At 68.4% G+C, this 12416-nt stretch carries 9 protein-coding genes; all 9 read left to right on the forward strand.

Annotated elements, in window-relative coordinates:
- Nucleotides 1-34: 34 nt before the first annotated feature.
- The 9 genes from CT688_RS07000 (at nt 35) to CT688_RS17465 (ending at nt 11494) form a co-directional block, all read left to right on the forward strand.
- Entirely contained in the window at nt 35-1516 is a 1482-nt protein-coding gene (locus tag CT688_RS07000; protein ID WP_107756311.1) for an aldehyde dehydrogenase family protein, read from the forward strand.
- Nucleotides 1513-2625 (forward strand): alkene reductase, encoded by a 1113-nt coding sequence (locus CT688_RS07005; protein WP_231750540.1) that lies wholly within the window; start codon nt 1513-1515, stop codon nt 2623-2625. The genes CT688_RS07000 and CT688_RS07005 overlap by 4 nt, the downstream gene beginning before the upstream one ends.
- Nucleotides 2626-2646: 21 nt before the next feature.
- On the forward strand, nt 2647-3402 hold the full coding sequence (locus CT688_RS07010; RefSeq protein ID WP_107756312.1) for an SDR family NAD(P)-dependent oxidoreductase: 756 nt from the start codon (nt 2647-2649) through the stop codon (nt 3400-3402).
- Complete coding sequence (locus CT688_RS07015) at nt 3399-4154, forward strand: SDR family NAD(P)-dependent oxidoreductase (RefSeq protein WP_107756313.1); 756 nt, start codon at nt 3399-3401, stop codon at nt 4152-4154. Before CT688_RS07010 ends, CT688_RS07015 begins: the two co-directional genes overlap by 4 nt.
- 87 nt (nt 4155-4241) lie before the next feature.
- Complete coding sequence (locus CT688_RS07020; protein WP_107756314.1) at nt 4242-5636, forward strand: FAD-dependent oxidoreductase; 1395 nt, start codon at nt 4242-4244, stop codon at nt 5634-5636.
- On the forward strand, nt 5633-7003 hold the full coding sequence (locus tag CT688_RS07025) for an MmgE/PrpD family protein (protein WP_107756315.1): 1371 nt from the start codon (nt 5633-5635) through the stop codon (nt 7001-7003). The genes CT688_RS07020 and CT688_RS07025 overlap by 4 nt, the downstream gene beginning before the upstream one ends.
- Nucleotides 7000-8415 carry an MmgE/PrpD family protein gene (locus CT688_RS07030; protein WP_159077997.1) on the forward strand — a complete coding sequence of 472 codons (1416 nt, stop codon included), beginning with the start codon at nt 7000-7002 and terminating at the stop codon, nt 8413-8415. Before CT688_RS07025 ends, CT688_RS07030 begins: the two co-directional genes overlap by 4 nt.
- Before the next feature lie 267 nt (nt 8416-8682).
- Nucleotides 8683-9663 (forward strand): pentapeptide repeat-containing protein, encoded by a 981-nt coding sequence (locus CT688_RS07035; RefSeq protein WP_159077998.1) that lies wholly within the window; start codon nt 8683-8685, stop codon nt 9661-9663.
- Nucleotides 9664-10558: 895 nt separating this feature from the next.
- The gene (locus tag CT688_RS17465; RefSeq protein WP_197431481.1) at nt 10559-11494 is read left to right on the forward strand and encodes a hypothetical protein; all 936 of its coding nucleotides are present in this window, start codon (nt 10559-10561) and stop codon (nt 11492-11494) included.
- Nucleotides 11495-12416 lie beyond the last annotated feature (922 nt).

Here is a 12416-nt window from a genome sequence, read left to right on the forward strand (position 1 = left end):
CCGGTGGCACACACGCAGCTACGTAAGGAATGTGATGACGACTTCGCAGAACCAGCCCGACGCCGGTAGGCCGATCGAGCACACCCGACTGCACATCGGCGGGCAGTGGGTGGACGGCCTCGCGGGCGCTGAGTTCGACACCGTCAACCCCGCCACCGGCGAGGCGTTCGCCTCGGTGGCGGAGGGCCGCGCCGAGGACGTCGACCGGGCCGTCACAGCAGCCCGGGAGGCGTTCGAGAACGGGCCGTGGTCGAGGATGAAGCCCAAGGAGCGCGCCGCCGCGATCTGGCGACTCGGCGACCTGCTCCTGGCCGACGCCGAGGAGATGGCCCGGGTGGAGACTCTCGACCAGGGCAAGCCGTACCTCGCGGCCCGGGACGGCGACGTCCCCACGGCCGCCGGTCTGTACCACTACATGTCCGGCTTCGCGACCAAGATCGAGGGCGAGACGATCCCGATCTCCGCTGCGGGCGAGTACCACACCTACACGCGGCGCGAACCCCTCGGCGTCGTCGGCCTGATCGTGCCGTGGAACTTCCCTCTCGTCATCACCGCCTGGAAGCTGGCGCCGGCCCTCGCGGCGGGCAACACCGTGGTGCTCAAGCCCGCCGAGGCCACCCCTCTCTCGGCGCTGCGCCTGGCCCACCTCGCCCTCGAGGCCGGCATCCCTCCCGGGGTCCTCAACGTGGTCAACGGTTTCGGACCGACCGCCGGGCAGGCGATCTCCGAGCACCCCGGCATCGACAAGGTCTCGTTCACGGGTTCGACGGCCACGGGCCGCAGGATCCTCGACGCCGCGGGGGGCAATCTCAAGCGGGTCACCCTCGAACTCGGCGGCAAGAGCGCCAACATCATCTTCCCGGACGCGGACCTGGACAAGGCCATCGCGGGCTCGGCCAACGCGATCTTCTACAACGCGGGACAGGCATGCGCCGCCGGTGCGCGGTTGTACGTGCACGACGACGTGTACGACCGGGTCGTGGAGGGCCTGGTCGCCAAGGCCGAGGCGATCACGGTCGGCGACGGCTTCGACCCCGCCAGTGAGATCGGCCCGGTGGCCAGCAGGACCCAGTTCGACACCGTCTCGTCCTACCTCGAGATCGGCCGCTCCGAGGGCACCGTCCTCACCGGCGGCTCGCGCAAGGGCGACCGCGGGTACTTCATCGAACCCACCGTCCTCGCGGACGCGGGTCAGGACTCGAGGATCGTCAAGGAGGAGATCTTCGGGCCGGTGGTGGTGGTGTCGCGGTTCAGCTCCGAGGACGAGGTCGTCGAGCTCGCCAACGACACCCGGTACGGGCTCGCGGCCGGGATCTGGACGGGCAGCGTCGGCCGGGCACATCGTGTCGCCGCGAAGCTCCGGGCGGGCACGGTGTGGGTCAACACCTACGGGATCTTCGACCCGAGCATGCCCTTCGGCGGCATGAAGGAGTCGGGCTGGGGACGGGAGATGGGCCACGAGGTCCTGCACGACTACACGGACCTCAAGACCGTCTGCGTGGACATCGCCGAGTGAACGGGACCGGTGGGATCGTGAACGCGCAGTCCACGGAGTCGTCGCTGCTGTTCCAGCCATGGCAGCTCGGTCGTATCGAACTGGCGAACCGCGTCGTGATGGCTCCCATGACGCGGAACCGAGCCGACAGGGCCGGAGTGCTCCCGGACTCGGCGGTGACCTACTACGGACAACGTGCCGGAGCGGGCCTCATCGTCTCGGAGGCCGCCCAGCCCTCAGCGGCGGGGCAGGGCTACCCCGGGACGCCCGGGATCCACGACGACCGGCAGGAAGCGCAGTGGGCGAGGGTCGCGGACGCGGTGCACGCCGGCGGTGGCAAGATCTTCTGCCAGCTCATGCACACGGGGAGGATGAGCCACGAGAGCTTCATGCCGCCCGGTGCGAAGGTGGTCGCGCCGAGCCCGATCCGCGCGGAGATCGAGGTCGAGACCATCGACCGCGTGATGGTCCCGGCGCCCGTGCCGACCGAGCTCGACCAGGACGGGATCGACGGGATCATCCGGGACTTCGCCGACGCCTCCGAGCGGGCCGTGCGCGCCGGGATGGACGGAGTGGAGATCCACGGGGCCAACGGTTACCTGCCCCACCAGTTCCTCTCCCCGGGGACCAATCACCGCACCGACTCCTACGGGGGCAGCCCCGAGGCCCGGTCACGGTTCGTGGTGGAGCTGCTGCGGGCGGTCTGTGACCGGATCGGCCACGACCGGGTGGGTCTGCGGATCTCGCCCGGAGGCCAGTTCAACGACATGGCGGACAAGGGCAACGACGAGACGTACCTCTCTCTGATCGACCAGATCGACGAACTGAGGATCGCCTACCTACACACGTTGCGTCGCCGGTCGACGCCGCTGCACGAGCAGCTCCGCGCACGGTGGAGTACCACCTACATGCTGAACACCGGATTCCACGGGCCCAGCGAGCGGGGGGACCTCGAGCCACTCCTGGAGGCCGGGCAGGCCGACCTGGTGAGCGTCGGCAGGCTGTTCATCTCCAACCCGGATCTACTCGACCGGTGGAGGCGCGGGATCGAGCGGGTGGGGTGGGACGAATCCACCTTCTACACCGGTGGCGACAGAGGGTACATCGACTACCCGGCAGTGCAGCACTAACGACCTCGGCAGGAGAAGACCATGTCCGAACAGAGAACGATTCCGGCTCCACTCGGCGGCAAGGTGGTGGTGGTGACCGGGGCGGCTTCCGGAATCGGTGCCACCGCGGTCGAGGTCCTCCGCGCGCAAGGTGCCACCGTCGTCGGGTGGGACCTGGCGGGTACGCCCGAGGCGGGCCCGCTCGATCTCACCGACCCCGAATCCGTGCAGTCGGCCGCGCAGGCCGTGCTCGCCGATCACGGCGCAGTGGACGCCCTGGTCAACTGCGCCGGTGTGATCACCGAGAACCTGCCGTTCGAGCGCGTCGACCCGCAGGACTTCCTCAGGTGCTTCAACGTCAACGTGATGGGCATCGTCCATGCCAGCCAGGCGCTGCATCCGGCGTTGGCGGCCGCAGGTGGGGCGATCGTCAACATCGCTTCCCAGGCGGCTCTGGTGAGCCTGCCCGACCAGTCGGCCTATTCGGCGTCCAAGGGCGCCGTCGCGGCGCTCACGCGGTCGATGGCGATCGACTGGGCCCCGGCGGGCGTCCGGGTCAACGCCATCTGTCCGGGCTTCACCCTCACCCCCATGGCCAAGCAGCAGATGACCCCGGAGTTGGACGCCGCCGTGTCGCGCCGGGTCCCGCTGGGGCGGATGTTCGAGACCGAGGAGATCGGCGCGGTCATCGCATTCCTGGCGTCCCCCGCGGCCTCCGCCGTCACCGGTGTCGTCATGCCGGTCGACGGCGGCTGGACCGCCGGTGAGCCGGCGTTGCCGATGGGTGGTGCGGAATGAGTGATCGCGGCACCGCCTACGTGTCGGGGGCGAGTTCGGGGATCGGCCGGGGAGCCGCGGTGCGTCTGGCGGCGGACGGCTACCGGGTCGTCCTGCTGGGCAGGAACGAGTCCAGGCTCGCCGAGGCGGCCGCGGAGTGTGGAGACGACGCCCGGTACGCGGCCTTCGACGTGACCGATCCCGCCGCGGTCGGCACCACGCTGCCGGCGCTGATCGAGGAGCACGGACCGCCCACCGCCGTGCTGCACAACGCCGGGCAGACGATAGTCGGGGCATTGGACCAGCTCACGCCGGACGAGTGGCAACGTCAGATGGACGTCAACCTCACCAGCATCTACGCGCTGAACAGGTATCTGTGGCCCGCGATGGTCCCGCGCGGGGGCAGCATCGTTCTGGTGGCCTCGACCGCGTCGTTCGCAGCGTTCCCCCAGGACGCCGCGTATGTGGCGTCCAAGGGAGCCGTGCTGGCCCTCACCAAGGCGATGGCCCTCGACGGGGCGCCCCACGGCATCCGCGTGAACGCCGTGTGCCCCGGTTTCATCCTGACCCCCAATCTCCAGGGCTTCTTCGATTCCCAGGACGACCCGTCCGGGTCTGCCGACGGCGCCGCTGCTGCCGCCCCGTTGGGCCGGATGGGGAGTCCGGAGGACGTCGCCGGGGCGATCTCCTTCCTCTTCTCACCCGATGCGGCCTTCGTGACCGGTACGCCGATTCTGGTCGACGGTGGCCTCATGGCACGGGTGCCCGGATAACCGGCGGGAACGACGAGCACGGCCGACGGTCGTGGCGACCGGACAACACTTGACTCACCGATGTAGAAAGCAACAGGTTCCGTTCAGATGGTCAACGAGTTCTCACCCCAGTCCGACGTCGATACCGAGGTCGATATCGACGTCGTGGTCGTCGGAGCAGGCGGAGGCGGTCTGACCGCCGCCCTCGCGGCCGCGGACGCCGGCGCCTCCGTGGTCGTGTTGGAGAAGCTCGACGTCCCCGGCGGTAACACCGCGCTGTCCACCGGATCGGTGCCGGGCGCCGGTACCCGCCAACAGAGAGAGGCGGGTGTGGAGGACGACGCCGAGCGGATGACGACGGACCTGCTCCGCCAGAGCGGACCGCACGAGGCCGAACATCTGACCAGACGACTGGCCCGATCGTCCGGTGGGCTGGTGGACTGGCTCGTGGACACCCACGGGATCAACCTCAAGCTGATCATGGAGTACAAGCACGTCGGCCACTCGGTCAACCGGCTCCACGCCCCGCCGTCCCGTCGCGGTCAGGACCTGGTCGACGACCTGGTGGCCGCGTGCGGCCGCGCGGGCGTCGAGGTGGTCACCGGGAACCCCGTCGCGGGTCTGCTCGTGGAGGACGGGGTCGTGCGCGGCGTCCGGGTGGCCGGGGAGCGGGTGCAGGAGTACACGCTGCGCACCCATGCGGTCATCCTCGCCGCCAACGGGTTCGCGGCCAATCGCACCCTCGTCGGTGAGTGGGCCCCCGAACTCGTCGGGCTCGAGTACTTCGGTGCACCAGGATCGACGGGGGAGGCGATCGAGTGGGGACTCGAGCTCGGCGGCGAGATGGACAACCGTGCGGCCTACCAGGGGTACGCCGCTGTGGCCTACCCGTACGGCAATATCCTGTCGTGGACCACGGTCGAGAAGGGCGGGGTGCTCATCGACTCGACCGGTAGCCGGCTCGGCGACGAGATCGTCGGATACTCCGGTTTCACGACCGAGGTCCTGGCCGGTCAGGGCCCCATCTGGGCGGTGTTCGACACCCGGATCAGGGACGTGACCTCGCTCGAGGACGAGTTCCGGGACCTCGTCGAGATGGGCGGTGCCAAGGAGTGTGCGACGACCGCCGAGCTCGCCGCGGTGACGGGCGCGCCGGAGGAGGCGGTGATCCGGACACTCGAGAACTACGAGGCGGCCGCCCGGGGAGAACGCGCTGACGAACACGGACGAAACGAGTTCGCCATGGCGCCGCTGGAGCCCCCCTACGTCGCGGCGAGGGTCACCCCGGGGTTGTTCCACACCCAGGGCGGGCTCCGGATCGACGACGAGGGGCGAGTCCTGCGGGCCGACGGCTCCCCGATCCCGGGTCTGCTCGCCGTGGGCGGCGTCGCGGCCGGCGTGAGCGGTCAGAGCGGAGGCCGCGGGTACTCGTCCGGCAACGGGTTGCTCACGGCGATCGGTCTGGGTCAGCTGGCCGGTGCCGCCGCGGCGGCCGCCAGATGAGCGGCGCTAAGGGGTGGGTCGAGTGGCGTGACCGCCTCGCCGACCGGCTGTCGGGTGATCCGGTCGGTGCCGACCCCCGGCTCAGGCGCAAGGCCGCGCTGGTGCTCGTCGACGACCTCGCCGCGATGGTGTTCGGTCGACAGCACGACGAGATCCGGACCTTCGCCGACGCGATGTCCCGTGGTGACGTGCGCGGCGAGGCCACCGTCGTCGCGGGGGGCCGTGCCCCGCGCGAGCGGGCCGCGGCGGCGAACGCCGTCGCGGCAGGATGGGACGAGCTGGACGAGGGGTACCGGCCCGCGACGTGTCATGGAGGGCTGTACGCCATTCCCGCCGCGATGGCCGAGGCCGAGGTCACCGATGCGTCGGTCGACGACCTTCTCAATGCGGTGGTCGTCGGCTATGAGGTCGCCACGGCGGTGGCCAGGGGGTTTCCCGCACCTCGTCCGCTGACCCTGCATCCGCACGCCACTCTGTCGCCGATCGGCGCCGCCGCGGCGGTGACCTGGCTCAGGACGCGGAGCGGTGGGGCCGTCCTCGGCGCGGTGGACGCGGCGGCCACCATGAGCATGGCCGGGCCGTTCCGTCACGCCACGGTGGGAGCCCAGGTCCGCAACGTCTGGGCCGGGGGAGGAGCGGTGCTGGGATTCCTCGCCTCCGACGCCGCCGCAGCCGGCCTCCGCGGAGACGCCGTCACGCTGTTCGACGTCTTCGGTTCGACCTACGGGCAGAGCGTCGATCCCGCAGAGCTGGCATCCGAGCGCGACTCATGGGCCATCATCGACGGTTACCACAAACGGTACGCCGCCTGTCAGTACACCCACGCGGCCCTCGAGTGCGCGCTGGAGATCACCGGCGGAGCGCCGCTTCCGTCCCCCGACGAGGTGGCGGCGATCGAGGTGGCCACCCATCCGCTGGCGATGGCCCTCGACGACCGCGCCCCGACCACGGCCCTGGGTGGCAAGTTCTCCGTTCCGCACGTCGTCGCGGCGGTCCTGGCGTCCGGGTCCGGTGACGCCCGCGTCTTCGCCTCCGGCGGTCTGGGCGACCCCACTGTCGCGGCACTGCGTGATCTAGTCCAGCTGACGCCGTACGACCCCCTGCCGGAACCGCCCCACGACCGTCCCGCCAGGGTGACGGTCCGATACACCGACGGGTCGCGGCGAGACGCCGAATGCCTCAGCGCCGTCGGCGGTCCGGACAGGCCATTGGGCGAGGCCGAGGTGCTACAGAAGGCGGCGGACCTCACGTCCAGGCACCTTCCCGACTTCGCCGGCGTCGCCGCGCAGATCGTCAACGGCGAGGTGGCGGGGAACGCACCGTGGTCAGCAGTCTTGACCTCACTCCTCCCGGAGGCCTGTCGATGAACTCGAACGTGAATCCTGTGCTCGACGGCGGACTGACGCTGTCGGAGAAGCTGGTGGCAGCGGCCGCGGAGGCGATGACCTCGGTCCCCGACCCCGTCCTGGCGTCCGCCAGGCTCCATCTGCTCGACAGCCTGGGCGTCGGGATCCTGGGATCCGTCAGCGGTCCTGTCAGGACAGTCACCAGCATCGCCGACTCGTCCGGTCACGGCCCCTGCACCGTCCTCGGACGACAGGACGGCGCACCGGCCCCGGTCGCGGCTCTGGCCAACGGTGCCCTCATCCACTCCCTGGAGTTCGACGACACCCACGTCGCCTCGGTGATGCACGGGAGTTCGACCCTGACGTCGGCGGCGCTGGCCGCGGCCGAGTCCAGTGGCGCGGACGGCGACCGGATGACCGCCGCCTATGCCGTCGGGTGGGAGGTCCTCATCCGGATGGGCCTGGCCAGCCCGGGAACGCTGCAGTCCCGCGGCTTCCAGACCACGAGCGCCGCCGGCCCGTTCGCCGCCGCACTGGTGTCGATCCTGATCCGAGGGGACACGGATAACGGCGCCGACGCCCTAGGCATCGCCGGCAGCCAACCCGGCGGAACGTTCGCCTTCCTCGCGGAGGGGGCGACGGTCAAGGCCGCACAGCCGGCGTGGGCCGCACATTCGGGACTGTGGGCGGCGGAGCTCGCCCGGGCGGGGATCACCGGGCCGTCGAGAGTTCTCGACGGCGACCACGGCTTCTACACCTTGTTCGCGGACGATCCCGAGGCGCCGGCCAGGCTCGACGTGCTGCTGGGCGACCTCGGTGACAAATGGCATCTCCCGGACGCCGCGTACAAGCTGATCCCGTGTTGTCACTTCATCCATCCGTTCGTGGAGGCCGTCGAGCAGTTGCTCGCGGAGGGTCTCCGGCCGTCGGACATCGACAGTCTCCATTGTCACGTCCCCACCGGGGCCGCACCGGTGATCGCCGAACCGTGGGGTGCCAGACAGTCGCCCCCGAGCGGACACGACGCGCGGTGGAGCCTCCCGTACGTCCTCGCGGCTCGGTTGGTGGACGGCGAGGTCAGGAACTCCCTGTTCACCGACCCGATCGGTGGGCAGCGGGCCGCGGTGGCCGGCCGGATGACCTACGAGCTCTGGGACGATTCCGGGTTCCCCGCCCGGTACCCGGCTCGTGTCGACGCGCGGACCACAGACGGTCGCGTGCTCACCACAACGGTCCGCGACGTCCTCGGAGGGGCCGGGCGACCGGTCCCCGAAGAGGCGATCCGCGCGAAGGCCGACCGGAACCTGCGTCTGGCGGGCTGGACGGCGGACGAGGCCGCGGGGTTGATCGAACTGCTCGTGGACACCCCGTCCCTCGATCTCCCCGCGCTGAGCGCCCGGTTACGGGGGGCGGACGGGGCCGGCCACCGGTAGCTGTCCAGGCAGCGTCGCCCGGACTCGTCGTCTGATCGGGTAACGCTCACGAGTCCGCGAGATCCGTGGTAACCATTGGCGTAGTCACGGGGGTCTTCCCCGGTCGAGGCCAGAGCGTCAGGAATCCCACCGATGTCCACGTCTGTCATTAGCTTCGGGTCGGTATCAGGGCGGGGCGCACTACGGGTGGGCGTCGTGGCGCTCGTCGTCGCGGCGGGTCTCTGGCCTGCGCTGCCCGCGGCGTATGCCGCTCCGGCGGACCCGATTGTGGACAGCAGCGGTGTCACCGTCCCCGGGTGCACCCTGCCCTATGTCCGAGGCGTGAACGCCAGTTGCTTCGGTGCGGACCTGAGTGGCTACGACCTCTCCACCCCACCGTTCGTCGACGTGCTCTGGGTGAGTGGAGAATTCGAACGCGTGAACATGGAGGGGCGCGCATTCCCCGTAGGCACCGACTTCTCCGGTGCTGATCTGGCTGCCGCGAATCTGCGATCGGTCTCCGCCGTCGGCGCGTACTTCAACAATGCCGGTATGCAGATGCTGGACGCGACGGGTGCAGTCCTCACCGGCGCCCGGTTGTGGCAGACCAATGCACGGGACGCGACATTCGCTGACGCGGATCTGACCAACGCGCAGTTCAACATGGCCGACCTGACGGGTGCGGACTTCACGGGCGCGGATCTGACGGGTGCGAGGATCTACGCCGATGTCACAGGCGCGATCTTCACCGACGCCATCGGGGTTGACCTGGCTGGTTCCACCGGGACGCCGCTCGCAGGCCCTCCCGGGTACACGCCTTCGCCTCCGCCCCCGGCGCCGGACAGCGGACCGATTGCACTGGCAGCAACGGCGGAGAAGGGGTACGCCGCGTGGTCGCTGAAGACCACCTGGACGAACAAGTCCAGCACCTCATCGTTCGAGTGCTCCTTCGAAGCCCGCCCGACCGACGCGGAGGGCAACTACACCGGCCTCGCCCCGTATCCGGGGCCGACCGTCACCGTCTCGCCGAACAGTTCGGTCGAGTTGGTGCAGAACGCGGGGGTCGGTCCGCTCGGTATCGAGTGGCAGTGTGAAGGCGGGGACGGGACCACGGACAGTCGGTTGTTGGCCACGACCTACTACCTGGGGCTCGTGCCACCCACCCAGGTGACGATTCCTGAGCCCGGCCCCGATCTCTCCGAGCCGCCGCCCGTGGGTCCGGAACCCGGATCCGGATCGTCGGTTCTGGCACTGTTCGGACGCAGCTAGGTTGGAGAATGCGTGCTCCCCAGAGGGATTCGACGGAGATCTTCGTTGCCTCACACCAGCCGATAACGTCGGCGTGACCCGCGGCTCAGTGGTGCCCCCGGTCGGACCCGAACCGACACTGGACGGGTTTTGAATCCGCTCTAAGGGCGTTGTCCCAAGTGGGGGAGTGATGGCCGTTCAGATCAGAAGCGCTTCTACCTGCGGAGATCTCGAGGCGGTTATTGGCACGTGCGGTGCCTTCCCGGAGCTCCTGCGTACTCTCTGCGTACCGTCAGCCTTCCAGCGGTTGCTAACCGTTACACCGGGGAGACTACGGAGCTAGTGGTCGCTCGCCGAAGGGAGGCGTCCTTTATCGAGACGCACCGTCATCCTCCGACTCTCCACGTCGAGACCGCTACGTTCGCGTCTCGGGCGCCTTGCCAGGAGTCCGGCTCCCGCAGTCCGAAGGAAACTCCAGAGCCCTGATGCAGGTGAAGACAGTGGTACCCCATGGGGCCTTTCGCTGCGGAGTCCTGGCGTCGCTCGGGCGATCAGCAACCAGGAAGGCAACGTTGCGCTCATTCTGCAACGGGCCCGGTGTCGCACGTCCGTTCTACGTTCTACTCATGCGCTGGACCGAGGACGCCCCCACCCACTGCCCTGACGGGCACGAGCTCGGCCCGGACCGCGTCCTCGTCGGCTGGGTCGCCGAGCTCGGCCCGGACCGCGTCCTCGTCGGCTGGGTCGCCGCGCGCGCTGGCACTCTCGAAGGAGGTACGCGAGTTCACGAGTGCCGCCAGTGCGGAGCGGTCATTAGGTGGAAGCCGAATAGCCGATGGAAGTAAACCCCGCTGGAAAACCGTCATCCGGTGAGTGAACCGACCTAACATCTGACCTAACTCACGAAAGGCCTGAAATGCGCGCTGCCCTCACCGCCGCGGCGGCGACACTCCTCGTCCTCGCCGGTTGCACCAACGATTCTGAACTCGACCCGGTCCCCACGCCCGCCGAGACAACGCAAGCTGCCGTCGAAGCGACAGAGACCCCAATTGCCCTCGGAGAGCCGTTCACCATCGAGGGTCCGAACTACACCGTCGACATCACGATCGAGCGGGTCTATATCCCCGCGATGTGCGGCGAGCGACTAAACGAGAACCCGGCGATCGAGGCCGACGTCCAGGTGACCTCCGGCGACGGCACGAGAGAGGTCCTCAACACAGGGACGATCCGGGAACGAACACCCGACGGGTACATCCAGAAGGAACGGACCGTCTCGCAATCATGCGATGGCATTGACGAACTCGGCGCGATGAACGCCCAGACCGGCGACAAGTACCGAGGCATCATCTGGCTCAAGGACGACGTCGACCCGGAGTCCGAGATCCTGATCAACGCCCCTACAGGGGAAGGGCCGATCATGCAGGTGTTCGTGCTCGACCTATCGGAGCTCGACTTCGTTTCGGCGTCTACCACTCCTGCGGCGACTCCCGCGGACCCCGCGGCCGCGTCTGAACCGTACGTTGTTGAGTGCCTATTCGGCACTCCTGGCCCATCCCGAATGTCAGACGGAACGATTCGGAGTACCGACTACTGCTTTCACGAGATGGGTGGACCTGCGTACCTGGAGCAGGAGGGACGATCGGGACTCGGGGGCGCAAGTCAGCAGCCTGCCCACGATGGCGTGCCGATCGCAGACGGCGGCACCTGCCCAGCCGCCTTGTGCGGGTACGGGCACGACGAGGACGGAAACCGGAATCCGTCTTCGGGTGAAATTCAATCCCAATACGGTTGCGAACAGGGATATATCACCGATGCCGAGTTGTGTGCTGCGGTAGGAAGCCCCATCCAGTAGACGCTAGAAGACGGAGTGAGTCGCTCCCGAGCTTTCGTCAATGAACAAGCGCGTTTCGTGGGGGTCCGACCCGCGTCGCTCCTGCCCATCGGGTCCTGGTTCGGCACTGCTCGTCCGTGAGCCGCGCTGGGAGGCGGGTGCCGTGGGAGCCGAGCTGAACCCTTCACAGCTCGGCCTTGTGAAAACGCACGTTTGCGGCGGCATTCCGTACAGCGAGGAAGTCCTTGAAGTCCAACCAGTAGAGTCGTATGCGCTTATCAGGTGGTGTGTTCAGGGTCGAGATGAGGGCTCGTGGGTCTATCGTGGCTTAGCTTGCATGACGAGGCCCTCGCCGCCGCCGGATGTCAGTCTGCCGAAGTTCTCGGGTGCCATTCGTCAGGCCGTGACGGCGGCGAGCAGTTCAGCGTTGTGCTCGTCGCAATTCCGAACGGAGACCTCGTTTCGCCTTCTGATCTCGCCGGAGCTTGCTACTCGCTTGTCCATGATCGCGCCTCAAGTTGTGCTGGTACAGACTGACGGTCCAGTAGATGTGTTCGCAGGTGTCGCAGAGGTGCTGGGTGGTCGGGTGCGTATGGAAGTGGGGACGGTCCAGCCAGTAGTCCTCGCCACACTGGGCACACTCATAGGGTGCCCCGAGGACTCCGCCTTCTGAAGTGAATGCATCCCTCTGGAGCTGTTCATTCTCCCGCTGCCGTGCGTTGTGCTCGACCTGCCTCCGCTTGTAGTTGAGCCAGTTCTCCTGAGCCCTCTTCCCGCAGGGTTCACACGTCGGACCGGCACCCAGTATCTGATGCTGAGGGGTGCCTTAGAGGGGTGCCCTCGGTCCGCATACTAGACACAGGGGGCTAGTTGCTATCCGCTGTTTGGGACGCCCTTCGGAAAGCGCGGTTCTGATGATCGGGTAGCGGTCGGACGGGCATCG

The sequence above is a fragment of the Dietzia sp. JS16-p6b genome, assembly GCF_003052165.1.
Taxonomy (GTDB): Bacteria; Actinomycetota; Actinomycetes; order Mycobacteriales; family Mycobacteriaceae; genus Dietzia.

Coding starts and splice junctions, on each gene's coding strand:
- CT688_RS07000 (WP_107756311.1), top strand. CDS start 35: ATGACGACTTCGCAGAACCAGCCCGACGCCGGTAGGCCGATCGAGCAC.
- CT688_RS07010 (WP_107756312.1), top strand. CDS start 2,647: ATGTCCGAACAGAGAACGATTCCGGCTCCACTCGGCGGCAAGGTGGTG.
- CT688_RS07015 (WP_107756313.1), top strand. CDS start 3,399: ATGAGTGATCGCGGCACCGCCTACGTGTCGGGGGCGAGTTCGGGGATC.
- CT688_RS07020 (WP_107756314.1), top strand. CDS start 4,242: ATGGTCAACGAGTTCTCACCCCAGTCCGACGTCGATACCGAGGTCGAT.
- CT688_RS07025 (WP_107756315.1), top strand. CDS start 5,633: ATGAGCGGCGCTAAGGGGTGGGTCGAGTGGCGTGACCGCCTCGCCGAC.
- CT688_RS07030 (WP_159077997.1), top strand. CDS start 7,000: ATGAACTCGAACGTGAATCCTGTGCTCGACGGCGGACTGACGCTGTCG.
- CT688_RS17465 (WP_197431481.1), top strand. CDS start 10,559: ATGCGCGCTGCCCTCACCGCCGCGGCGGCGACACTCCTCGTCCTCGCC.